This is a genomic window from Paenibacillus sp. Soil750 (genome assembly GCF_001428045.1).
GTDB classification, from domain to species: Bacteria; Bacillota; Bacilli; order Paenibacillales; family NBRC-103111; genus Paenibacillus_E; species Paenibacillus_E allorhizoplanae.
Window position 1 is genome coordinate 15,218 of record NZ_LMSD01000018.1, and the last position, 22,303, is coordinate 37,520.

The 22,303-nt window shown below is 43.4% G+C and carries 27 protein-coding genes; all 27 read right to left on the reverse strand.

Annotated elements, in window-relative coordinates; all coding sequences use genetic code 11:
- Positions 1–10: 10 nt before the first annotated feature.
- The 27 genes from rpsE to ASL11_RS19380 all read right to left on the reverse strand — a co-directional run bounded on the left by rpsE (position 11) and on the right by ASL11_RS19380 (position 22,137).
- Complete coding sequence (gene rpsE, locus ASL11_RS19250; protein WP_056618277.1) at positions 11–508, reverse strand: 30S ribosomal protein S5; 498 nt, start codon at positions 506–508, stop codon at positions 11–13.
- A gap of 27 nt (positions 509–535) precedes the next feature.
- Entirely contained in the window at positions 536–904 is a 369-nt protein-coding gene (rplR, locus tag ASL11_RS19255) for a 50S ribosomal protein L18 (RefSeq protein WP_056618280.1), read from the reverse strand.
- A 101-nt stretch (positions 905–1,005) separates the two neighbouring features.
- Positions 1,006–1,548 (reverse strand): 50S ribosomal protein L6, encoded by a 543-nt coding sequence (gene rplF, locus ASL11_RS19260; protein WP_028557480.1) that lies wholly within the window; start codon positions 1,546–1,548, stop codon positions 1,006–1,008.
- A gap of 29 nt (positions 1,549–1,577) precedes the next feature.
- On the reverse strand, positions 1,578–1,976 hold the full coding sequence (gene rpsH, locus ASL11_RS19265; protein ID WP_028557481.1) for a 30S ribosomal protein S8: 399 nt from the start codon (positions 1,974–1,976) through the stop codon (positions 1,578–1,580).
- Between the two features lie 33 nt (positions 1,977–2,009).
- A complete protein-coding gene (locus ASL11_RS19270) occupies positions 2,010–2,195 on the reverse strand; it encodes a type Z 30S ribosomal protein S14 (protein WP_028557482.1) in 186 nt (61 codons plus the stop codon).
- Positions 2,196–2,231: 36 nt separating this feature from the next.
- Positions 2,232–2,774 carry a 50S ribosomal protein L5 gene (gene rplE, locus ASL11_RS19275; protein ID WP_056618284.1) on the reverse strand — a complete coding sequence of 181 codons (543 nt, stop codon included), beginning with the start codon at positions 2,772–2,774 and terminating at the stop codon, positions 2,232–2,234.
- 33 nt (positions 2,775–2,807) lie between these two features.
- A complete protein-coding gene (gene rplX, locus ASL11_RS19280; RefSeq protein WP_081787661.1) occupies positions 2,808–3,161 on the reverse strand; it encodes a 50S ribosomal protein L24 in 354 nt (117 codons plus the stop codon).
- A gap of 55 nt (positions 3,162–3,216) precedes the next feature.
- Positions 3,217–3,585, reverse strand: a complete 369-nt coding sequence (gene rplN / locus ASL11_RS19285; RefSeq protein WP_028557485.1) for a 50S ribosomal protein L14 — start codon at positions 3,583–3,585, stop codon at positions 3,217–3,219.
- A 35-nt stretch (positions 3,586–3,620) separates the two neighbouring features.
- Positions 3,621–3,884, reverse strand: coding sequence for a 30S ribosomal protein S17 (gene rpsQ / locus ASL11_RS19290; protein ID WP_028557486.1), 264 nt, complete (start codon positions 3,882–3,884; stop codon positions 3,621–3,623).
- Between the two features lie 27 nt (positions 3,885–3,911).
- The gene (rpmC, locus tag ASL11_RS19295) at positions 3,912–4,109 is read right to left on the reverse strand and encodes a 50S ribosomal protein L29 (RefSeq protein WP_028557487.1); all 198 of its coding nucleotides are present in this window, start codon (positions 4,107–4,109) and stop codon (positions 3,912–3,914) included.
- On the reverse strand, positions 4,099–4,533 hold the full coding sequence (rplP, locus tag ASL11_RS19300) for a 50S ribosomal protein L16 (protein ID WP_028557488.1): 435 nt from the start codon (positions 4,531–4,533) through the stop codon (positions 4,099–4,101). Before rplP ends, rpmC begins: the two co-directional genes overlap by 11 nt.
- Positions 4,534–4,536: 3 nt before the next feature.
- Positions 4,537–5,199, reverse strand: a complete 663-nt coding sequence (rpsC, locus tag ASL11_RS19305; protein ID WP_028557489.1) for a 30S ribosomal protein S3 — start codon at positions 5,197–5,199, stop codon at positions 4,537–4,539.
- A 13-nt stretch (positions 5,200–5,212) separates the two neighbouring features.
- The gene (gene rplV / locus ASL11_RS19310) at positions 5,213–5,545 is read right to left on the reverse strand and encodes a 50S ribosomal protein L22 (protein WP_028557490.1); all 333 of its coding nucleotides are present in this window, start codon (positions 5,543–5,545) and stop codon (positions 5,213–5,215) included.
- A gap of 29 nt (positions 5,546–5,574) precedes the next feature.
- Positions 5,575–5,853 (reverse strand): 30S ribosomal protein S19, encoded by a 279-nt coding sequence (gene rpsS / locus ASL11_RS19315; RefSeq protein WP_028557491.1) that lies wholly within the window; start codon positions 5,851–5,853, stop codon positions 5,575–5,577.
- A 48-nt stretch (positions 5,854–5,901) separates the two neighbouring features.
- Positions 5,902–6,732: a 50S ribosomal protein L2 gene (gene rplB, locus ASL11_RS19320; protein WP_056618285.1), complete on the reverse strand. Its 831-nt coding sequence runs from the start codon at positions 6,730–6,732 to the stop codon at positions 5,902–5,904.
- A gap of 29 nt (positions 6,733–6,761) precedes the next feature.
- A complete protein-coding gene (rplW, locus tag ASL11_RS19325) occupies positions 6,762–7,052 on the reverse strand; it encodes a 50S ribosomal protein L23 (RefSeq protein WP_056618288.1) in 291 nt (96 codons plus the stop codon).
- Positions 7,049–7,675, reverse strand: coding sequence for a 50S ribosomal protein L4 (gene rplD / locus ASL11_RS19330; protein ID WP_056618294.1), 627 nt, complete (start codon positions 7,673–7,675; stop codon positions 7,049–7,051). The genes rplW and rplD overlap by 4 nt, the downstream gene beginning before the upstream one ends.
- A gap of 16 nt (positions 7,676–7,691) precedes the next feature.
- Positions 7,692–8,315, reverse strand: a complete 624-nt coding sequence (gene rplC / locus ASL11_RS19335; RefSeq protein WP_056618299.1) for a 50S ribosomal protein L3 — start codon at positions 8,313–8,315, stop codon at positions 7,692–7,694.
- Positions 8,316–8,358: 43 nt separating this feature from the next.
- Positions 8,359–8,667 carry a 30S ribosomal protein S10 gene (rpsJ, locus tag ASL11_RS19340; RefSeq protein ID WP_028557496.1) on the reverse strand — a complete coding sequence of 103 codons (309 nt, stop codon included), beginning with the start codon at positions 8,665–8,667 and terminating at the stop codon, positions 8,359–8,361.
- Between the two features lie 412 nt (positions 8,668–9,079).
- Positions 9,080–10,270, reverse strand: a complete 1,191-nt coding sequence (gene tuf / locus ASL11_RS19345) for an elongation factor Tu (RefSeq protein WP_028557497.1) — start codon at positions 10,268–10,270, stop codon at positions 9,080–9,082.
- Positions 10,271–10,309: 39 nt separating this feature from the next.
- Positions 10,310–12,385, reverse strand: a complete 2,076-nt coding sequence (gene fusA / locus ASL11_RS19350) for an elongation factor G (protein ID WP_056618302.1) — start codon at positions 12,383–12,385, stop codon at positions 10,310–10,312.
- 39 nt (positions 12,386–12,424) lie between these two features.
- Positions 12,425–12,895 (reverse strand): 30S ribosomal protein S7, encoded by a 471-nt coding sequence (rpsG, locus tag ASL11_RS19355; protein WP_028557499.1) that lies wholly within the window; start codon positions 12,893–12,895, stop codon positions 12,425–12,427.
- A 44-nt stretch (positions 12,896–12,939) separates the two neighbouring features.
- Positions 12,940–13,359, reverse strand: a complete 420-nt coding sequence (gene rpsL, locus ASL11_RS19360) for a 30S ribosomal protein S12 (RefSeq protein ID WP_028557500.1) — start codon at positions 13,357–13,359, stop codon at positions 12,940–12,942.
- Positions 13,360–13,521: 162 nt separating this feature from the next.
- Positions 13,522–13,773 (reverse strand): ribosomal L7Ae/L30e/S12e/Gadd45 family protein, encoded by a 252-nt coding sequence (locus ASL11_RS19365; RefSeq protein WP_056618306.1) that lies wholly within the window; start codon positions 13,771–13,773, stop codon positions 13,522–13,524.
- Positions 13,774–13,954: 181 nt separating this feature from the next.
- Positions 13,955–17,575, reverse strand: a complete 3,621-nt coding sequence (gene rpoC, locus ASL11_RS19370) for a DNA-directed RNA polymerase subunit beta' (RefSeq protein WP_056618310.1) — start codon at positions 17,573–17,575, stop codon at positions 13,955–13,957.
- A gap of 69 nt (positions 17,576–17,644) precedes the next feature.
- Entirely contained in the window at positions 17,645–21,184 is a 3,540-nt protein-coding gene (rpoB, locus tag ASL11_RS19375) for a DNA-directed RNA polymerase subunit beta (protein ID WP_056618311.1), read from the reverse strand.
- 356 nt (positions 21,185–21,540) lie between these two features.
- On the reverse strand, positions 21,541–22,137 hold the full coding sequence (locus ASL11_RS19380; protein WP_056618315.1) for a class I SAM-dependent methyltransferase: 597 nt from the start codon (positions 22,135–22,137) through the stop codon (positions 21,541–21,543).
- Positions 22,138–22,303 lie beyond the last annotated feature (166 nt).

Below are 22,303 nucleotides of genomic sequence, written 5' to 3' on the forward strand. Positions count from 1 at the left end.
TATACCCCTCCTAACCTAATAGCTCTTGAACAGTTTTACCACGAAGCTTTGCAACTTCTTCCGCTTTTTTCAAGCGGCTTAAGCCTTCAAGCGTAGCGTTAACCATGTTCATGGAGTTCGATGAACCTAGGGATTTTGTCAAGATATCGCCAACACCAGCAAGTTCAAGTACTGCACGAACTGGTCCGCCTGCGATAACTCCTGTACCTTGGGATGCTGGTTTCAATAGAACGCGTCCCGCGCCAAATTTACCAGTAACAAGGTGAGGAATCGAAGTGCCTACGATAGGAACATGAATCAAGTTCTTTTTCGCATCTTCAATACCTTTACGGATTGCATCTGGAACTTCGGAAGCTTTACCGATTCCTGCACCAACCCAGCCATTGCCATCGCCAACGACAACAAGTGCGCTGAAGCTGAAACGACGTCCGCCTTTTACTACTTTAGCTACGCGATTAATATTTACGACTTTTTCTGTTAGCTCTAAAGTATTAGGATCTACACGCAAGTCTTTTACCTCCTTATTAATGTATTTCTAGAATTCAAGACCAGCTTCACGAGCTGCGTCAGCCAATGCTTGAACACGTCCATGATAAAGGTATCCACCGCGGTCAAAAACCACTTTGTCTAAACCTTTTTCTTTCGCACGTGCTGCGATTAATGCGCCAACTTTACGAGCAGCTTCAACGTTACCACCGTTACCAATTTCACTTTTAAGCTCTTTATCTTGAGTCGAAGCTGCAACGATTGTTACACCAGTTGTATCATCGATTAATTGAGCATACATATGTTTGGATGAACGGAAGATGTTCAAACGTGGGCGAAGAGTTGTTCCTTCAATTTTCTTACGAACACGAAGGTGTCTTTTCAGACGAGCTTTATTTTTATCGCTTTTAGTAATCATCTATACTTACACTCCTTTCATCATCTTATGATGCGAGGCTTATGCTTACGTAGCAAGTTTTCATCAGAAAACTCTTAGCTATTACCCGCGATCTTTCGATCTTATTTCTTCTTACCAGCTTTACCTTCTTTACGAAGAATACGTTCGCCTTCATACTTGATACCTTTACCTTTATACGGCTCTGGTTCACGTACGGAACGAACTTTTGCTGCCATTGCGCCAACTAGCTCTTTATCAATACCTTTAACGATGATTTTCGTGTTCGTTGGAACATCGAACTCAATGCCGTTTTCAGGGTTGATTTCAACTGGATGGGAGTACCCAACGTTAAGAACCAATTTGTCACCGCTTTTGTTTGCACGGTAACCAACGCCTACTAGATCCAAAGATTTCGTGAAACCTTCCGTAACACCACTTACCATGTTGGCAACAACACTACGTGTTGTACCATGCAGGGAACGGTGGAGTTTGTTATCGGAAGGACGCTCAACGGAAATCTCGTTTTCTAGAACATTAACTTTCATATCAGTATGAAGTACACGGGACAAGGAACCTTTAGGTCCACTAACCGTGATTTGAGTATTGTCTAGTGTTACATTTACACCACTTGGAATGGTGATTGGCTTACGACCAATACGAGACATGTTTGCACCTCCATTCAATTACAATTGTATTACCAAACGTAGCAGATAACCTCTCCGCCAGCTTTGGATTGACGAGCATCTTTATCCGTCATAACTCCTTGAGACGTGGAGATGATGGCAATCCCTAATCCGCCCAGAACACGAGGGACTTCTTGTGATTTTGTATAAACGCGTAGACCTGGTTTCGAAATTCTTTTCAAACCAGAGATAACACGCTCATTGTTTGAACCATATTTCAGGAACAAACGAATGATACCTTGTTTGCTATCTTGAACGTACTCAGCATCACGGATAAATCCTTCTTTTTTAAGGATTTCAGCGATTTCCCTCTTCACTTTTGAAGCTGGGATTTCAACTGTCTCATGACGTACGATGTTCGCATTACGAATGCGTGTTAGCATATCTGCAATTGGATCTGACATGACCATTTTGTGTAAACCTCCTTCCCGAAAATAGGGTGATTACCAGCTTGCTTTTTTCACGCCTGGAATCTGACCCAAGTGTGCTAATTCGCGGAAACAAATCCGACAAATTTTGAACTTGCGAAGCACTGAATGCGGACGTCCGCAGCGCTCACAACGTGTGTATGCTTGCACTTTAAACTTCGGGGTACGTTGCTGTTTGACTTTCATCGAAGTTTTTGCCACTTAATATAACACCTCCTGATAGGTACAACTGGTAACCTATTTTACGAAAGGCGCTCCGAGTTGTGTTAAAAGCTCGCGAGCTTCCTCGTCGGACTTAGCCGTCGTTACGATAACAATATCCATACCACGAACTTTATCGATTTTATCATACTCAATTTCAGGGAAAATGAGTTGTTCTTTCAAACCTAGCGTGTAGTTACCGCGACCATCAAATGCTTTGTTGGAAATACCGCGGAAGTCACGTACACGTGGAAGTGATACGTTAAATAATTTATCCAAGAAGTGGTACATGCGCTCGCCGCGAAGAGTTACTTTCGCACCAATCGGCATGTTTTCACGAAGTTTGAAACCCGCGATCGCTTTTTTGGATTTTGTTACAACTGGTTTTTGACCAGAGATCTTTTGAAGATCTTCTACTGCAGTATCAAGTACTTTGGAGTTTGAAACAGCTTCACCAACACCCATGTTGATTACAACTTTCTCAATTTTCGGCACTTGCATAACTGTCGTGTAGTTGAACTTTTGAATTAATGCTGGTGTAATCTCGTTCAAGTAACGATCTTTCAATCTTACTGCCATAACTTAGTTTCCTCCTTTCCATACATGTGTGTATTAGTCGATAACTTCGCCGGATTTTTTCGCGATACGAACTTTCGTTCCGTTATCTAATACTTTGTATCCTACGCGAGTAGGTTTGCCGCTCTTAGGATCAATTAGCATCACGTTAGAAACGTGGATCGCAGCTTCTTGATTCAAGATACCGCCTTGTGGGTTAAGTTGGGATGGTTTCGCATGTTTCTTAACCATGTTTACACCTTCAACAAGAACACGATTTTGACGAGGGTAAGCAGCGATAACGCGGCCTTTCTTACCTTTGTCTTTGCCAGTGATAACGAAAACAGTATCGTCTTTTTTCACGTGCAATTTATTGTTATGAGATTCTAGTCTCTTTTTAAGTCTTGGCATTAGCTTCTACACCTCCTGGGGTTCTCCACAATGGAAAACAACATCGTAACACGTCTTAGATAACTTCTGGAGCCAAGGATACGATCTTCATGAAGTCTCTATCGCGAAGTTCGCGAGCAACTGGTCCGAAGATACGAGTACCACGTGGGCTCTTATCTTCTTTCACGATAACAGCTGCATTCTCATCAAATGAGATATATGAACCGTCTTTACGGCGAGCACCGCTCTTCGTACGAACGATAACTGCTTTAACAACGTCACCTTTTTTGACAACGCCACCTGGTGTTGCTTCTTTTACTGAACATACGATCAAATCACCAATGTGACCAACGCGACGACCAGTACCACCCAAAACGCGGATACACATTAATTGTTTCGCACCTGAGTTGTCAGCGACAGCCAAACGAGTAAATGGTTGAATCATCGTATTCCCTCCTTTCGGGGTTCATATCTAGAATATTAGATAACAACTGCCACTTCAAGAATTTCAACCAATCTCCAACTTTTATCTTTGGACAACGGTCTAGTTTCACTGATTTTCACAGTGTCACCAATCTTAGCTTGGTTGTTTTCATCATGTGCTTTGAATTTTTTTGTAGATTTAATTCTTTTGTGGTAGAGTTCATGTTTTTTGTAAGTTTCAACAGCAACAACAATGGTTTTATCCATTTTATCGCTGACAACTTTACCGATCAGAACTTTACGATCGTTACGTTCAGTCATCTAAGGAACACTCCCTTCTAGATTTGGTTACCCAATACCCAGTTCTCTTTCACGCAAAATAGTCTTGGCACGAGCGATCTCTTTACGCAAATCACGAATCTGAGTCGGGTTGTCCAATTGACCAGTAGCTAGTTGAAAACGGAGGTTAAAGAGTTCTTCTTTAAAACCATTAACTTTTTGCTCGATTTCAGCAGTGGTTAAGTTCCGGAATTCACTACCCTTCATTTGCTTCACCGCCTACTTCTTCTCTTTTCACGAACTTCGTTTTGATTGGAAGCTTGTGAGCTGCAAGACGCATTGCTTCGCGAGCAACCTCTTCGCTTACACCAGCTAGTTCAAACAAAATTTTGCCCGGTTTTACTACGGCAACCCATTTTTCCACGCTACCTTTACCACTACCCATACGAACTTCAAGCGGCTTTTGTGTAACTGGTTTAGCTGGGAAAATTTTAATCCATACTTTACCGCCACGTTTGATGTAACGTGTCATGGCAATACGTGCTGCTTCGATTTGACGGTTGGAAACCCAAGCCGGTTCTACCGCTTGCAGACCATATTCGCCAAAAGCAACTTCCGTTCCGCCTTTAGCGCGACCTTTCATGTTACCGCGGTGTTCTTTACGGTGTTTTACACGTTTAGGTACTAACATGATTTAATTTCCTCCTTCCGGCTGAGCCTTTTTCTTAGCTGTCGGAAGCACTTCTCCACGATAAATCCATACTTTTACACCAATACGTCCATAAGTAGTGGCTGCTTCAGCCGTACCATAGTCGATATCCGCACGAAGTGTATGAAGTGGAACAGTTCCTTCGCTATATCCTTCCGTACGAGCAATCTCAGCACCGCCAAGACGTCCGCTAGTTGCAACTTTGATACCTTTTGCTCCGGATCTCATAGTTCTTTGCATTGCTTGCTTCATAGCACGACGGAAAGATACGCGACGCTCCAATTGAAGTGCAACTGCTTCAGCTACTAGAATAGCATCAAGATCAGGGTGTTTGATTTCAGAAATGTTGATATGAACTTTTTTGTTCGACATTGCTGCGATGTAGTTACGAATAACTTCAACTTCAGCTCCGCCTTTACCAATAACCATTCCTGGTTTAGCAGTATGAATCGTTACGTTAACACGGTTAGCCGCGCGCTCGATATCGATATGGGAAACTGCAGAATCTTTAAGTTTATTCTTTAAGTATTCGCGGATTTTGACGTCTTCAAGCAGCAGAGTTCCGAAATCTTTTTCTGCGAACCATTTGGACTCCCAATCACGAATGACACCAATTCTAAAACCTATCGGGTGTACTTTCTGACCCACACGTTACCCCTCCTTATTTTTCAGATACCACGATTGTAATGTGGCTGGTACGTTTTTTGATCGCGCTAGCGCGGCCCATTGCACGTTGTTGGAATCTTTTCATTGTTGGCCCTTGATTTACGAAAGTCTCGGAAACAACAAGTTTATTTGGATCTAATGAATAGTTATGCTCTGCATTGGCAATTGCGGAATTCAATAGTTTCTCCAGAATTGGAGAAGCTGCTTTTGGTGTATGACGCAAAATTGCGATCGCTTCACCTACCGCTTTTCCCCGAATCAAGTCAACAACTAGCTTTGCTTTACGAGGAGCAATCCGAGCGTGGTTCAATATTGCTTTAGCTTGCATGGTAGTACCTCCTCTCGGTTAAAAATGAATTAACGTTTTCCGGTTTTCTTATCGTCATCGTGGCCTTTATACGTACGTGTTGGAGCAAATTCACCAAGCTTATGCCCAACCATATCTTCCGTTACATATACTGGCACGTGTTTTCTTCCGTCATATACTCCGAAAGTGTGACCAACGAATTGCGGGTAAATTGTAGAACGACGGGACCACGTTTTGACAACTAATTTCTTGCCAGAAGTGTTTAAGTCTTCTACTTTTTTCAGTAAGTGACCATCGATAAATGGACCCTTCTTTAAGCTGCGACCCATGGGTGTTCCTCCCTTCCTTGAACCTCAAGAGAATGTCTATATCCTAGATTACTTCGTACGGCGACGTACAATGTATTTATCGGATGCTTTACCTTTTTTACGAGTTTTGAAACCAAGCGTCGGTTTACCCCATGGAGACATAGGTGATTTACGTCCGATTGGTGCGCGTCCTTCACCACCACCGTGTGGGTGATCATTCGGGTTCATAACAACCCCACGAACTTGAGGACGATTGCCTTTCCAACGATTACGTCCTGCTTTACCGATTTTCACTAGTTCGTGATCTTCGTTACCAACAGAACCGATTGTTGCGCGGCAAACTTTTAGTACTTTACGAACTTCACCGGATGAAAGGCGAATTGTAACGTAAGATTCTTCTTTACCAAGCAATTGAGCTTCAGTACCAGCAGCGCGCACAAGTTGTGCACCTTTACCAGGTTTCAACTCAATGTTGTGGATAACTGTACCAACTGGAATGTTTTCCAATGGAAGAGCGTTACCTACTTTGATATCTGCTTGTGGTCCAGAAACGATACGATCATCCACTTTAAGACCTTTAGGAGCGATGATGTATTTTTTCTCGCCATCAGCATAGTGAATCAATGCGATGTTCGCGGAACGGTTAGGATCGTACTCAACTGTAGCAACGCGTCCTGGTATTCCATCTTTAGTACGTTTGAAATCGATAATACGGTATTTACGCTTGTGTCCACCACCGTGGTGACGAACCGTAATTTTACCTTGGTTGTTACGACCAGCATGCTTGAACAAAGGAGCAAGCAATGATTTCTCGGGTGTTGATGTTGTGATTTCTTCAAATGTAGAAACCGACATCGCACGACGAGCTGGTGAGGTTGGTTTGTATTTTTTAATTGGCACTCTGTTTCCTCCTTACTTCAAGAAATGGGTTATACCGTTTCGAAGAATTCCAATTCTTTGCTCTCAGCGCTTAGGGACACGATAGCTTTCTTCCAGATGGAAGTGTAACCAGAGTGTTTGCCATAACGTTTAGGCTTAGCTGGCATTCTGAGTGTGTTTACATTTGTAACTTTCACTTTGAAGATTGCTTCGATAGCTTGTTTAATTTCTGTTTTGTTAGCGCGAAGATCCACTTCGAAAACATACTTTTTGTTAGCCATTAGGTCGCTTGTACGCTCAGTGATGATCGGGCGCTTGATAATGTCGCGTGGATTTTTCATTGTGCAAGCACCTCCTCAACTTTCTGTACAGCCTCTTGCGTTAAGATCAATTTGTCATAAAGCATGACATCAAGAACGTTAACTCCATCAGCAGCAACAAATTTCACACCTGGGATATTACGAGCAGATAACGCTACATTGGAGTCGTTAGGTACGCCTACAACTAGTACTTTTGTATCTACTTTCAGGTTGTTCAAAATAGCAACGAATTCTTTCGTTTTCGGAGCATTCAATTGAAGTTGATCCAGAACGATCAAGTTGTTATCGATAAGTTTCGAGGACAAAGCGGATTTGATCGCTAAGCGACGAACTTTTCTTGGCAATTTGAAACCATAGCTACGAGGAGTTGGTCCGAATACGGTACCGCCGCCTTTCCACTGTGGAGCACGAATACTACCTTGACGCGCACGACCTGTACCTTTTTGTTTCCAAGGTTTACGACCACCGCCGCGAACTTCTGAACGACCTTTTGTTTTGTGAGTTCCTTGACGCACAGCTGCTTGTTGTAAAAGAACAGCTTCGTGAATCGCATGAACGTGAGGCTCAATTCCGAAAACAACGTCAGACAGTTCAATTTCTCCTACCTGAGCACCTGTTACATTATATAAAGCTACTTTTGGCATCTGTCTTCCTCCTTTCTTACTTTTTCACAGCAGACTTCACGCTAACGTAGCTGTTTTTAGGACCCGGAATGGAACCTTTAACTAGCAATACATTACGCTCAGCATCTACTTTAATGATTTGAAGATTTTGCAAAGTTACCGTCTCGTTACCCATATGTCCTGGCAATTTCTTACCTTTAGGAACGCGGTTTGCTTGAATGGAACCCATCGAACCTGGTCCGCGGTGATAACGTGATCCGTGTGCCATTGGCCCAGTGGATTGGTTATGTCTTTTGATGTTACCTTGGAAACCTTTACCTTTGGAAGTACCCGTTACATCAACGAATTCGCCCTCTGCGAACAGATCTGCCTTCAGTTCTTGACCTACTTCATAGTCACCCAACTGAATGCCACGAATTTCTTTAACGTAGCGCTTAGGCGTTGCCCCTGCTTTTTTCGCATGGCCAAGCTCTGGTTTAATGATACGGCTAGCTTTTACATCATCAAAACCGATTTGGATCGACTCATAACCATCGTTATCCACATCTTTCTTTTGCAGTACCACACATGGTCCTGCTTGAATGACAGTTACCGGAACAACATTACCCTCCGGAGTAAACAACTGTGTCATCCCAAGTTTTTTCCCTAAGATACCTTTCATCGTTGACACCTCATTTCCTTCCATTGTTAACTCTATAGTTGTTTTACAGTTTGATCTCGATATCAACGCCAGACGGTAAGTCTAGACGCATTAGAGCATCAACTGTTTGTGGTGTTGGATTCACAATATCGATTAGACGCTTATGCGTACGCATTTCGAATTGCTCACGCGAATCCTTGTACTTGTGCACCGCACGAAGAATCGTGATGATTTGCTTCTCTGTCGGAAGCGGAATCGGACCGGATACACCTGCACCGGAACGCTTGGCAGTTTCCACGATTTTCTCAGCTGATTGATCAATAATTCTGTGATCATAAGCCTTCAAACGGATACGAATTTTTTGCTTTGCCATTTAAAAGTCCCTCCTTCTATCGCCCAATTTATTATCGGACATACTCCGCGAAAATTCTCCAACAGCCATCCCCATGGCAAAGGGGCCTGGTGTGTCGGCAACCTTTCGCATCATCGCAACGTCACAGACCAACGTTTAATATTATATAAAATTATAAAACGAAAAGCAAGTGAAATTTTAGGCATATACACATATTTATTTACACGTGATTTTCTCTTCTATATAAGTAACAATCCGCTGTCGTTTTCTGAATCCGTTTCTACATTATAATAAAAGATTATTATTAAAACCACTGCATTCTGTTTCCAATCGATCTTAGCAGCAGAGCATTATTATCTTAGCCGCGGTTATCCTATAAACAAAAAAACATCCACCGATAAATCGATGGATGTTTCGATCTCTCAAAGAGAGATTATTTTTGAATTGTAGCAACCGCGCCCGCACCAACTGTACGTCCGCCTTCACGAATCGCGAAGCGTGTTCCTTCTTCGATTGCGATTGGGTTGATTAGTTCTACAGTAACTGTGATGTTATCACCTGGCATAACCATCTCAGTACCTTCTGGAAGGGAGATGATACCCGTTACGTCAGTTGTACGGAAGTAGAACTGTGGGCGGTAACCAGTGAAGAAAGGCTTATGACGGCCACCCTCTTCTTTAGTTAGAACGTAGATTTGTGCTGTAAAGTTCGTGTGTGGTTTAACTGAACCCGGTTTCGCAAGAACTTGTCCACGCTCGATATCTTTACGATCAACACCACGAAGCAATGCTCCAATGTTGTCACCAGCTTGAGCGGAATCAAGCAATTTACGGAACATCTCTACACCAGTTACGATGCATTTACGAGTTTCTTCAGCGATACCAACGATTTCAACTTCTTCTTGTACTTTAACAGTACCACGCTCAACACGACCAGTTGCAACTGTTCCACGACCAGTGATTGAGAATACATCCTCAACTGGCATAAGGAAAGGTTTGTCTGTTTGACGCTCAGGAGTTGGGATGTAAGTATCAACTTGCTCGAACAACTCGATGATTTTGTCAGCCCAAGGACCATCTGGGTTTTGAAGAGCTTCACGAGCTGCTCCACGGATGATTGGAGTATCATCGCCTGGGAACTCATATTCGTTAAGAAGGTCGCGAACTTCCATCTCAACCAATTCAAGCAACTCTTCGTCTTCAACCATGTCACATTTGTTAAGGAATACCACGATGTATGGTACGCCTACTTGACGGGAAAGAAGAATGTGCTCACGTGTTTGTGGCATAGGGCCATCAGCTGCGGAAACAACTAGGATAGCGCCGTCCATTTGAGCAGCACCAGTGATCATGTTTTTAACATAGTCAGCATGTCCTGGGCAGTCTACGTGTGCGTAGTGACGGTTAGGAGTTTCGTACTCAACGTGAGCTGTGGAGATTGTGATACCGCGCTCGCGCTCTTCTGGTGCTTTATCGATTTGGTCGAATGCTACTGCAGCTCCACCGTATCTTTTGGACAGTACAGTTGTGATTGCAGCTGTCAAAGTAGTTTTACCATGGTCGACGTGACCGATAGTACCGATGTTAACATGCGGTTTGTTACGTTCAAATTTAGCCTTTGCCATTTTAAACGATTCCTCCTTAGAGTGACTATTAGTTTTATATTAAGCGCCTTTGCCTTTTGCAATAATTTCTTCTGCAATGGACTTAGGTACTTCTTCATAATGTGAAAGTTCCATGGAGTAAACACCACGGCCTTGTGTTCTTGAACGAAGTGTTGTGGAATATCCAAACATTTCGGACAAAGGCACCTTAGCGCGGATGATTTGCGCGCCATGACGGTTATCCATACCTTCGATACGTCCACGACGGGAGTTAAGGTCACCCATAACATCGCCCATGTACTCTTCTGGTACAGTAACTTCAACCTTCATGATTGGCTCAAGAAGAACCGGTTTACATTTTTCTTTTGCAGCTTTAAGTGCCATGGAACCCGCGATTTTGAACGCCATTTCATTGGAGTCAACATCATGGTACGATCCATCAACAACTGTAGCTTTGATATCCACAAGCGGGAATCCTGCGATTACACCGTTTTTCATGGATTCTTCGATACCAGCTTGAATAGGTGCGATGTACTCTCTTGGAATAGATCCACCCACTACTTTGCTTTCGAAAATGAAACCTGTGCCAGCTTCTTGAGGTTCGAACTCAACCCAACAATGTCCGTATTGACCACGACCACCGGATTGACGAACGAATTTACCTTCAACTTTAGCTGCCGCGCGGAATGTTTCACGATAAGCAACTTGTGGTTTACCTACATTGGTTTCTACTTTGAACTCGCGAAGCATACGGTCAACTAGGATCTCAAGGTGAAGCTCACCCATACCTGCGATGATCGTTTGTCCTGTTTCTTCGTCTGTGGAAGCACGGAAAGTAGGATCCTCTTCAGCAAGCTTTTGCAATGCGATACCCATTTTATCTTGATCGGCTTTCGTCTTCGGCTCAACAGCAAGCTGGATAACCGGTTCAGGGAAGACCATTTTTTCAAGGATAACTGGGTTTTTCTCATCACAAAGTGTATCACCAGTCGTTGTATCTTTCAATCCAACGGCAGCGGCGATGTCACCAGCGTAAACAATGCTGATCTCTTGACGGCTGTTCGCATGCATTTGCAGGATACGACCAACGCGCTCACGTTTGCCTTTTGTCGCGTTAGAGACATAGGAACCGGAGTTCAAGGTACCAGAGTAAACACGGAAGAACGTAAGACGACCAACGAAAGGATCTGTCATGATTTTGAATGCAAGCGCTGAGAACGGTTGATCATCAGCAGACTTACGAACCACTTCAGTACCATCGTCAAGTACACCTTTAATATCAGGTACATCAAGTGGTGATGGCAGGTAGTTAATTACCGCATCCAACATCAATTGAACACCTTTGTTTCTGTAAGAAGACCCTACGATAACTGGGAAGATTTTCACTTCGCAGACACCTTTACGTAGAGCTGCTTTGATCTCGTCAACAGTAATTTCTTCGCCTTCGAGATATTTCATTGTAAGCTCTTCATCAAGCTCAGCAACTTTCTCGATTAGTTCCAAACGAAGTTCTGCAACTTGATCTTTGAACTCAGCAGGAATTTCGATTTTCTCGATGTCCTTACCAAGATCGTCTTTGTACATATACGCAACTTCATCAACCAAATCGATGATTCCTTTGAAATCACTCTCAGCACCGATTGGAAGTTGAATAGCTACAGCATTTGCACCAAGTTTTTGACGCATGGACTCAACAACTTGCAGGAAGTCTGCACCGATGATGTCCATTTTGTTTACGTAAGCAATACGTGGAACGTTGTATTTATCAGCTTGTCTCCAAACTGTTTCGGATTGAGGTTCAACGCCCTCTTTCGCGCTAAATACACCAACTGCTCCATCTAACACACGAAGGGAACGCTCTACCTCAACGGTAAAGTCAACGTGCCCTGGGGTATCAATAATATTGATGCGGTGACCTTCCCATTGCGCAGTTGTAGCGGCGGAAGTAATCGTGATTCCGCGCTCTTGCTCCTGCTCCATCCAGTCCATCGTAGCTGCACCTTCGTGCACTTCTCCGATTTTGTGAACTTTACCAGTGTAGTACAAGATACGCTCTGTTGTAGTCGTTTTACCAGCATCGATATGAGCCATGATCCCGATATTACGTGTGTTTTTTAAGGAGAACTCTCTAGCCATAGGTCGTTATGTCTCCTTTCTGTTAATTGTATTTGAATTCTACCAACGGTAGTGAGCGAAAGCTTTGTTAGCTTCAGCCATTTTGTGTGTATCTTCACGTTTCTTAACGGAAGAACCTGTGCTATTGCTAGCATCGATAATTTCGTAAGCCAATCTTTCTTCCATCGTCTTCTCACCGCGAAGACGGGAATAGTTAACCAACCAACGCAAACCTAATGTCGAACGACGGTCAGGTCTAACTTCGATAGGCACTTGATAGTTTGCTCCACCAACACGGCGAGCTTTAACTTCTAGTACTGGCATAATGTTTTTGATAGCAGCTTCAAACACTTCCATCGGCTCTTTACCTGTACGATCTTTCACGAGGTTAAAAGCGTTGTATAGAATCGTTTGTGCTACCCCTCTTTTTCCATCAACCATAATACGGTTGATAAGACGAGTAACTAGTTTGCTATTATAAATAGGATCTGGCAATACGTCTCTGCGAGTAACTGGACCTTTACGAGGCATAGTTATCCCCCTTTCTTATAAGAATCATCCCTGATTATTATCTCTTATTTTTTAACTTTCGGACGTTTCGTACCGTATTTGGAACGGGATTGCTTACGGTTGTTAACACCGGAAGTATCTAGAGCTCCACGAACGATGTGATAACGTACCCCTGGAAGATCTTTAATTCTACCACCACGGATCAATACAACACTGTGTTCTTGCAAGTTGTGACCGATACCTGGGATATAAGCTGTCACCTCTACGCGGTTCGTTAAACGAACACGTGCGTATTTACGAAGTGCGGAGTTAGGCTTCTTAGGAGTCATAGTACCTACACGCGTGCAGACACCACGTTTTTGAGGAGCGCTCAAATCCGTTGCTTCTCTTTTCAAAGCGTTAAAACCTTTTTGTAAAGCTGGTGATTTGGACTTATCCACCTTCGCTTGACGACCTTTACGTACTAGTTGGTTAATTGTTGGCATATCGCCACCTCCTCCCTACATTCATAACATGATGTGCTTCTTGCAAGCCCACAGATCCAGGCGAGTCATAAATGAGCAAAGAGAAAGTCTTTGTTATGGAGAGCTGTCAAAGTCACGAAAACTTGCACAAACTTCTTCCACTAACAAAAACGCCTTTAGCACTTATTCATTTACAACAGCTGCTACCGCAGCTCCAACTTCAATTCCACATGCTTTACCTAGCATCTTCATAGAATCTACGTAGGTTACAGGCACACCCATCTGCGTACAGAGAGCTACCAGATTTATCGTCAATCGCGGATCTGCATCTTTAGAAACAAAAACTTCTATCGCCTTACCTTGCTCGACTGTTTTTGTAACCTTCTTCGTGCCTACACATCTATTCTTCGCCTGTTTGACTATTTCATAAGACATTAGGCACCCCCTTCAAAGAAAGGAAAGAATATCGACTTAGGCACACTTCGATATATTATCATTTTGATTGGGTAGTGTCAAGGGTTAGTTTAAGTAATTCTAGTAAGAAGATGACCTTTTCGTTAAATAAAAAGAGATAGCGCACCCCTAATCAAGTGGCTACCTCTTTCTCTATATTTAATTACTCAACAGCAACTGTTTCTTTTTCCAAATCTTCATCCAAAACGACAACCTCGTTCGGGTTCGTGATTCGAATATTACGGTATCTTGGCATACCTGTTCCCGCAGGGATCAGTTTACCGATGATAACATTCTCTTTCAAACCTAACAATTGGTCGACTTTCCCCTTAATCGCTGCATCTGTCAAGACACGTGTAGTCTCTTGGAAAGACGCCGCTGATAAGAAGGAATCTGTTTCAAGGGAAGCTTTGGTGATACCGAGCAAGATCGGACGAGCAACCGCAGGTTCTGTGCCAGCGAACAAAGCAACTTTATTAGCTGCTTCATACTCATGAATATCAACAAAGGAACCAGGTAGAAGCGTAGTATCACCCGCGTCTACGATGCGGATTTTACGTAGCATTTGACGAACCATAACTTCAATATGTTTATCGTTAATTTCTACCCCTTGGTTACGATATACACGTTGTACTTCTTGAAGAATATAGTTCTGAACGCCGCGAATACCTTTGATGCGAAGCATTTCTTTCGGATCGATAGATCCGTCCGTTAACTCGTCACCAGCTTCAACTTGTTGATTCAACGAAACACGTACACGAGATCCGTAAGGAACTGCATATACTTTGGATTCCGCTTCACCTTGAACTTCGATTTCACGACGATCCTTAGCTTCACGAATTTCCTTAACGACACCGTCGATTTCGGAAATGATCGCTTGACCTTTCGGATTACGTGCTTCAAAGAGCTCTTGAATACGCGGCAAACCTTGTGTAATATCGTCTCCGGCAACACCACCGGTATGGAACGTACGCATCGTCAACTGTGTTCCTGGCTCACCAATGGATTGCGCGGCAATAATACCAACTGCCTCACCAACCTCAACGAATTGACCAGTAGCCAAGTTACGACCATAACATTTCTTACAAACACCATGATTGGTGCGGCAGCTAAGTACAGAACGAATTTGAAGTTTCTCGATACCTGCTTCAATAATACGATCTGCAATACCAGATTCGATAAGCTCATTACGTTGTACAATCACTTCACCTGTTTGTGGATGACGAAGCGTTTCATATGCGTAGCGTCCTTCAATACGATCGTAAAGATCCTCAATAACCTCTTTACCGTCTTGAATTTTGCTAACCATAAAGCCTTTATCAGTTCCACAATCATCTTCACGAACGATAACATCTTGTGCTACGTCAACTAGTCGACGAGTCAAGTAACCTGAATCCGCTGTACGAAGTGCTGTATCGGCAAGACCTTTACGCGCTCCGTGCGTGGAAATAAAGTATTCTAAGATTGTCAGACCTTCACGGAAGTTCGATTTAATCGGCAACTCCATAATTTTACCGGATGGATTCGCCATCAAACCACGCATACCGCCAAGCTGTGTAATCTGTGATTTGTTACCCCGTGCCTTGGATTCAACCATCATGGAAATAGAGTTGTATTTATCTAGGGATTTCATCAAAATCTCAGTGATTTCATCCTTCGCCTTACTCCAGATCGCAATAACGCGGTCGTAACGCTCTTCATCCGTAATCAAACCACGACGGTATTGGTTCGTAACTACACGTACTTTCTCTTCACATTCCTTAAGGATTGCTACTTTTTCGGTTGGAACTACAACGTCAGAGACAGCTACAGTAATACCGGCTTTTGTTGAATACGTGAATCCAAGCTCTTTAATTTTATCAAGAATCATCGATGTTTGCGTTGTGTGGTACTTACGGAAGCACTCAGCAATAATCGATCCTAAATATTCTTTACCTACCGCTTTGTTCTCATCACGTTCCAACATGATTGCTTTCAGATCTGCACCTTTTTCAAATACGAAATGTGCATCTGGAATACCATTCAAGAGGTTCGTTTTGGTCGGCTCATTGATGAATGGGAAATCAGCTGGATAGATTTCGTTCATAATGATTTTACCGATCGTTGTGATCAACATAGCGTTTTGTTGCTTCTCTGTGAAACTTGTTTTGTTCAATGCTTTTGCAGGGATAGCTACACGTGCGTGTAGTGCCATTTTGCCCGATTGGTAGGAAGAAACTGCTTCATGAACGGTTCTAATGATAGAACCAGCACCTTTAGCAAATTTGTTATCCGTCGTTAAGTAGAAACTTCCCAGAACCATATCCTGTGAAGGTGTAACAACCGGTTTACCGTCTTTCGGATTCAAAATGTTACCCGATGCTAACATGAGCAAGCGAGCTTCAGCTTGTGCTTCTGAGGACAATGGAACGTGAACCGCCATTTGGTCACCGTCGAAGTCAGCGTTGTAAGCTGTACAAACAAGCGGGTGAAGTTTAATAGCGCGGCCTTCCACCAGAATCGGTTCAAAAGCTTGAATACCCAATCTATGCAACGTAGGTGCACGGTTCAGAAGAACCGGATGCTCCTTAATAACTTCTTCAAGAACGTCCCAAACATCTGGACTTACGCGCTCAACTTTACGCTTCGCACTCTTGATGTTATGAGCCAAACCTTTATTCACAAGCTCTTTCATAACGAAAGGCTTAAACAATTCAAGTGCCATTTCCTTCGGAAGACCACATTGGTACATCTTCAGGTTAGGTCCTACTACGATAACGGAACGACCAGAGTAGTCAACACGTTTACCGAGCAAGTTTTGACGGAAACGACCTTGTTTACCCTTCAGCATATGGCTGAGGGATTTCAAAGGACGGTTACCCGGACCTGTTACTGGACGGCCGCGACGTCCGTTATCGATCAATGCATCAACCGCTTCTTGAAGCATCCGTTTCTCATTTTGAACAATGATATCCGGTGCGCCTAGGTCGAGCAATCTCTTTAGACGGTTGTTACGGTTGATAACACGGCGATAGAGATCATTCAAATCGGATGTCGCAAAACGACCACCGTCAAGCTGTACCATCGGGCGAAGCTCAGGAGGGATAACTGGCAGTACATCCAGTACCATCCAACCAGGCAAGTTCTTCGAGTTACGGAATGCTTCCATAACTTCCAGACGCTTAATCGCACGATTACGACGTTGACCTTGTGCTGTTTTGAGCTCTTCTTTGAGTGTGTCTACTTCGCGTTCGATATCAATATCGATAAGCAGCTTTTTGACAGCTTCCGCACCCATGCCTGCTTGGAAAGCATAGCCGTATTTCTCACGATAGCTACGGTATTCTTTCTCAGACAACAGTTGCTTTTTCTCAAGTGGCGTATCACCTGGATCCGTCACTACGTAGGATGCGAAGTAGATGATTTCTTCCAAAGATCTTGGAGACATATCTAGTGCAAGACCCATACGGCTAGGAATCCCTTTGAAGTACCAAATGTGTGACACAGGAGCAGCAAGCTCAATGTGCCCCATGCGTTCACGACGTACTTTTTGACGGGTTACTTCAACGCCACAACGGTCACAAACGACGCCTTTATAACGAACACGTTTGTATTTACCGCAATGACATTCCCAATCTTTCGTAGGTCCGAAGATCTTTTCACAGAAAAGACCTTCTTTCTCAGGTTTTAAGGTTCTGTAGTTAATCGTTTCCGGCTTCTTTACTTCCCCACGGGACCAAGAGCGAATTTTATCGGGTGATGCCAAGCCGATTTTCATAAACTCGAAGTTGTTAACGTCCATCAAGGAGCAACCCTCCTTTAAGAAATTTAAACCCACTTTACAGTGAATCGTTCTCGTTCTAATGCAGTGTTACTATTCGTTGACCCCAAGCTCGGAGCCCTCAATGTTTAGGTTTAATTTATCGCTCGTCACTTCGTCGTCGTCATCAGCTTCGCGCATTTCGATCTCTTCTTCGTCGCCAGACAGGATCTTAACATCCATACCTAAACTTTGAAGCTCTTTGATCAAAACTTTGAAGGATTCCGGAACGCCTGGTTCTGGAACGTTCTCGCCTTTGACAATGGATTCGTACGTTTTCACACGGCCCACAACGTCATCTGACTTAACGGTAAGAATTTCTTGCAATGTATAAGCAGCTCCATAAGCCTCGAGTGCCCATACCTCCATCTCCCCGAAACGTTGTCCACCGAACTGCGCTTTACCACCCAGCGGCTGCTGAGTAACAAGGGAGTAAGGTCCTGTGGAACGAGCATGGATTTTATCGTCAACCATGTGTGCCAATTTAATCATGTACATCACGCCAACGGTTACTTCACGTTCGAAGGACTCCCCTGTACGACCATCGTACAGAATCGTTTTACCGCTACGTTGCATACCTGCTTCTTCCATGGCATCAAATACGTCATACTCACGCGCACCATCGAATACCGGTGTTGCAGCATGAATACCCAAATACTTGGAAGCCATACCTAAGTGAACTTCAAGTACTTGACCGATGTTCATCCGGGAAGGAACCCCTAGTGGATTCAGAACGACTTCAACCGGCGTACCATCTGGAAGGAAAGGCATATCCTCTTCAGGGAGAATACGTGCTACTACCCCTTTGTTACCATGACGTCCCGCCATTTTGTCGCCTTCGGAAATTTTCCGCTTTTGAGCAATATAGACACGAACAAGTTGGTTTACACCTGGAGGCAGCTCATCGCCATTCTCACGCGTAAATACTTTCACATCAACGACAATACCATCTGTACCATGCGGTACGCGTAGGGACGTATCACGAACCTCACGAGCCTTCTCACCGAAGATTGCGTGTAGCAATCTTTCTTCCGCTGTTAACTCCGTTACACCTTTCGGTGTTACTTTACCCACAAGGATGTCGCCAGCGCCGATTTCAGCACCAACACGAATGATTCCGCGCTCATCAAGATTCTTAAGTGCGTCTTCCCCTACGTTCGGGATGTCGCGAGTAATTTCTTCAGGTCCAAGCTTCGTATCACGAGCTTCAGACTCGTATTCCTCAATATGAATGGAGGTATACACATCTTCTTTAACAAGCTTTTGGCTAAGCAAAATCGCATCCTCATAGTTGTAACCTTCCCAAGTCATGAAAGCTACGACTACGTTACGTCCAAGCGCCAATTCACCTTGTTCAGTAGATGGTCCATCAGCAAGGATATCGCCGGCTTTAATCAATTGACCTTTTTTAACAATCGGACGTTGATTAATGCAAGTACCTTGGTTAGAACGCATAAATTTGTGAAGCTTATATTTCACGATGTTGCCACTTACTAGCTTGCCATCAACCATTTCTTGGCGACGCAACCAAATTTCATTCGCAGCAGCTTTCTCAATAATTCCATCAAATTTGGAGACAATACATACTCCTGAGTCCTTAGCAACCTTGTGCTCCATTCCTGTACCTACAAGCGGAGCTTTAGGGATAAGAAGTGGAACTGCTTGACGCTGCATGTTGGAACCCATTAACGCACGGTTGGAGTCATCGTTTTCAAGGAACGGGATTAACGCTGTTGCGACAGAAACAACCTGTTTCGGAGAAACGTCCATGTAGTCGACACGTTCAACCGGAAGTGTTAAGTTGTCATCTTTGTAACGAACGATAATCGCATCTTCGACGAACTTGTTTTCTTCCGTCAATTTCGCATTCGCTTGCGCGATAACGTAGTTATCTTCTTCATCCGCAGTCAGGTAAGCGATTTGATCAGTAACCAAACCAGTCTTCGGATCTACCCAACGGTACGGAGCTTCAATGAAACCATACTCGTTAATGCGGGCAAACGTAGACAAGGAGTTGATCAAACCAATGTTCGGTCCCTCAGGCGTCTCAATTGGACACATACGGCCATAGTGAGAGTGATGCACGTCACGAACTTCCATCCCTGCACGCTCTCTCGTCAAACCGCCGGGTCCGAGTGCAGACAGACGTCTCTTATGCGTCAATTCAGCAAGTGGATTCGTTTGATCCATAAACTGAGAAAGTTGGGAACTACCAAAGAACTCTTTGATCGATGCGATAACAGGACGAATATTGATCAACGCTTGCGGCGTGATCACGTTAGCGTCTTGAATCGACATACGCTCACGAACTACACGTTCCATACGGGAAAGACCGATACGGAATTGATTTTGAAGCAATTCACCTACAGAACGAAGTCGACGGTTACCAAGATGGTCAATATCATCCGTATTTCCAATACCATGAAGTAAGTTAATAAAGTAGTTAATGGAAGAGATGATATCGGCAGGCGTGATGTTTTTGACAGCTTTATCAATAACACCGTTAGAGATAACCTTAACTACCTTGCCTTCTTCTGTTGGTGAGTAAACATTAATGCACTGAACAGGAATTGTATCCGCGCCAGTTACACCTTTAGGAATTGTAAACTCTTTATATCCTGCACCTTTTTCAATAAAAGGTAGGATCTCATCTAACACACGACGATCCAATAATTGACCAGCTTCAGCAATGATTTCTCCCGTTTCGGAATCTACCAATGTTTCAGCTAAACGTTGATTGAACAAGCGGTTTTTGATGTGTAATTTTTTGTTGATTTTGTAGCGACCTACGTTAGCCAAATCGTAACGCTTCGGATCAAAGAAACGAGCAACGATCAAACTTCTTGCATTATCAAGCGTAGGCGGCTCACCTGGACGAAGACGCTCATAGATTTCGATTAACGCTTTTTCCGTAGAATCCGTGTTATCTTTATCTAGCGTGTTACGAATATATTCGTTGTCGCCAAGCAAATCTAGAATCTCAGCATCCGTACCAAATCCTAATGAACGAAGCAATACGGTAACTGGAATTTTACGCGTGCGATCAATACGAACATAGATGATATCTTTCGCATCTGTCTCAAGTTCCAGCCATGCTCCACGGTTAGGAATCACTGTAGCTGTGTAAGTTTTTTTGCCGTTTTTATCCACTTTCGTGCTATAATAAACACTGGGAGAACGAACGAGCTGGGAGACGATTACACGCTCCGCACCGTTAATAATGAACGTTCCCGTATCAGTCATAATAGGGAAATCCCCCATGAACACTTCTTGTTCCTTGACCTCACCGGTTTCCTTATTAATCAAACGGACTTTGACTCTTAACGGCGCCGCATACGTTACGTCGCGTTCTTTGGACTCATCAACGGAATACTTAGGATCCCCTAAGCTATAGTCAATGAACTCCAGTACTAGGTTCCCTGTAAAATCCTGAATCGGGGAGATATCCTGAAACATCTCACGAAGTCCCTCTTCCAAAAACCACTCATAGGATTTTTGCTGGATTTCAATCAGGTTTGGAATGCCCAGAACCTCATTAATTCGTGCATAAGTCCTGCGTTTACGTCGTCCAAATTGAACAAGATGTCCCGCCAACTTTCATTCACCCCTCAACTCTACTCAATAAATAAAAAGAAAGAAGAAAAACTTCGACCGACGTACACTCAGGACGCCTCCGTTATTGGAGCCCGTCCGAATTAAGCGACTGTATGGATGAAGGTTTTTTTCTGTATTCAATAACTTTTTCAAGATTTTCTTCCCATCCTGTTAGAATTTCCCAAAATTCAAACATTATACGTTATGGGTTCAAATTCCATGCATAAAGGCTGAAAAAAAGACTTGACATTTTTACTAACTAAAGACATGTGTCCCATCTTAATACTGACATTTTTTAATAATATCACATTTGAAATGTCAAGTCAAACAAATTCCCACGTATATTCACAAGAGATTTACTTCGTCGCTTTAAGAATGCGGTAGCCTTTGTCCTTTGAAACCTCAACCACTTCACTATACATGGTTTCCAGCTTCTTCACTGCCGATGGCGCCCCTTGCTTCTTCTGAATTACAACCCATATAGAGCCTCCATCTTTCAAGCAATCGTAAGCATCCACGAAAATCTTATGGACCGTTTCTTTCCCCGCACGGATCGGCGGATTGGTCAGAACAGCGTCAAACTTCTTATCCTTCACCTTTTCCAACAGATCACTCTGCAGAATAGTGACATTGGTAATACCATTTCGCCGCGCATTTTCTGCCGAAAGTTCAACTGCTCTTTCATTGATGTCGAGCATTGTCACATGTCCTTTCGGACACATCACTGCTGCACTCAGCCCCATCGGTCCGTAGCCACAACCCACATCGAGAACACTAGCATCTTCCGATAGTTCCATCGTTTCTATTAAATGCTTACTTCCATAATCGACACCTTTTTTAGAAAACACACCCGCATCTGTTAAAAACGTATATGTCTTACCACGAAGCATTTCCTGCGTTGTATGGACATCGCTTTTTACGGTCGGCTTTTGTGTGTAGTAATGCTCTGACACGTTTGAATTCCCTCCTTTTCTACCTATAGGAAAATCCAATAACCACGTGCGTTCCTAAGGCTTTCCTAAGGGTAAAAACTTAGGCACAATAAACAGCAATGCCGTTCATATCCTGTGAACTACCGTATTTAAATGTTGAAAAAAACCTCTTGAAGTCAAGCTTCAA

Coding starts and splice junctions, on each gene's coding strand:
- rplR (WP_056618280.1), bottom strand. CDS start 904: ATGATTACTAAAAGCGATAAAAATAAAGCTCGTCTGAAAAGACACCTT.
- rplF (WP_028557480.1), bottom strand. CDS start 1,548: ATGTCTCGTATTGGTCGTAAGCCAATCACCATTCCAAGTGGTGTAAAT.
- rpsH (WP_028557481.1), bottom strand. CDS start 1,976: ATGGTCATGTCAGATCCAATTGCAGATATGCTAACACGCATTCGTAAT.
- rplE (WP_056618284.1), bottom strand. CDS start 2,774: ATGGCAGTAAGATTGAAAGATCGTTACTTGAACGAGATTACACCAGCA.
- rplX (WP_081787661.1), bottom strand. CDS start 3,161: ATGCCAAGACTTAAAAAGAGACTAGAATCTCATAACAATAAATTGCAC.
- rplN (WP_028557485.1), bottom strand. CDS start 3,585: ATGATTCAACCATTTACTCGTTTGGCTGTCGCTGACAACTCAGGTGCG.
- rpsQ (WP_028557486.1), bottom strand. CDS start 3,884: ATGACTGAACGTAACGATCGTAAAGTTCTGATCGGTAAAGTTGTCAGC.
- rpmC (WP_028557487.1), bottom strand. CDS start 4,109: ATGAAGGGTAGTGAATTCCGGAACTTAACCACTGCTGAAATCGAGCAA.
- rplP (WP_028557488.1), bottom strand. CDS start 4,533: ATGTTAGTACCTAAACGTGTAAAACACCGTAAAGAACACCGCGGTAAC.
- rplV (WP_028557490.1), bottom strand. CDS start 5,545: ATGCAAGCTAAAGCAATATTGAACCACGCTCGGATTGCTCCTCGTAAA.
- rpsS (WP_028557491.1), bottom strand. CDS start 5,853: ATGGGTCGCAGCTTAAAGAAGGGTCCATTTATCGATGGTCACTTACTG.
- rplW (WP_056618288.1), bottom strand. CDS start 7,052: ATGAAAAATCCACGCGACATTATCAAGCGCCCGATCATCACTGAGCGT.
- rplD (WP_056618294.1), bottom strand. CDS start 7,675: ATGCCAAAAGTAGCTTTATATAATGTAACAGGTGCTCAGGTAGGAGAA.
- rplC (WP_056618299.1), bottom strand. CDS start 8,315: ATGAAAGGTATCTTAGGGAAAAAACTTGGGATGACACAGTTGTTTACT.
- rpsJ (WP_028557496.1), bottom strand. CDS start 8,667: ATGGCAAAGCAAAAAATTCGTATCCGTTTGAAGGCTTATGATCACAGA.
- tuf (WP_028557497.1), bottom strand. CDS start 10,270: ATGGCAAAGGCTAAATTTGAACGTAACAAACCGCATGTTAACATCGGT.
- fusA (WP_056618302.1), bottom strand. CDS start 12,385: ATGGCTAGAGAGTTCTCCTTAAAAAACACACGTAATATCGGGATCATG.
- rpsG (WP_028557499.1), bottom strand. CDS start 12,895: ATGCCTCGTAAAGGTCCAGTTACTCGCAGAGACGTATTGCCAGATCCT.
- rpsL (WP_028557500.1), bottom strand. CDS start 13,359: ATGCCAACAATTAACCAACTAGTACGTAAAGGTCGTCAAGCGAAGGTG.
- ASL11_RS19365 (WP_056618306.1), bottom strand. CDS start 13,773: ATGTCTTATGAAATAGTCAAACAGGCGAAGAATAGATGTGTAGGCACG.